This is a genomic window from Rothia nasimurium (assembly GCF_928392795.1).
GTDB lineage: Bacteria > Actinomycetota > Actinomycetes > Actinomycetales > Micrococcaceae > Rothia > Rothia nasimurium_F.
Genome location: NZ_CAKMTJ010000028.1, coordinates 1 through 486, shown reverse-complemented (window position 1 = coordinate 486; position 486 = coordinate 1). Strand labels below are relative to the sequence as shown.

The 486-nt window shown below is 53.9% G+C and carries 1 protein-coding gene; it reads right to left on the bottom strand.

The genetic code is table 11. The annotated features are described in order from the left end of the window. Positions 1 to 286: 286 nt before the first annotated feature. The coding region (locus L6963_RS11710) for a hypothetical protein (RefSeq protein WP_237225474.1) at positions 287 to 486 on the bottom strand (200 nt) is incomplete at its 5' end.

The following is a 486-nucleotide window of genomic DNA, read 5'->3' as shown; positions in this document are numbered from 1 at the left end:
ATCATGTCTAGTCGGAGATTCTTACGCGAGGCAACGTGCCCTGCCCAGGCAGAGGGCTGAGACTGCGTCAACTCGGGGTATAAAACCTTTAGACAGGGGTAGAATAATGCTTGGCTTATCTTTAAGAAGCGCAGTATAGCCCGCAAAAGGAGCATCGATATGAGGATAAGGAAGTCCGTCTCGGCTGTGGTGGCGACGGTTATCGTTGCGGCCCTTTTCAGTGGCGCTGCTGGCTCGATGACTGTAGTTGCACATGCGGAGTCGATATCTAACACGGGCCAAACAGTTACTTCAGCGATGCAGGCCTTGTCGGATCGCAACGATCTGGCCCATGGCGGCGATGGTCGTATCGCTGTTGGTGATCGTGAAGTTGTGCGATGGCATGGTGGAATTCCAGTAGCGGAAGTGGCCAATTCTCACCAAGTATCCACGTATAGTTGGACATCATGGGGGGCGCAGAGTCGCCCTTTTTGTGCTGCGCCATCC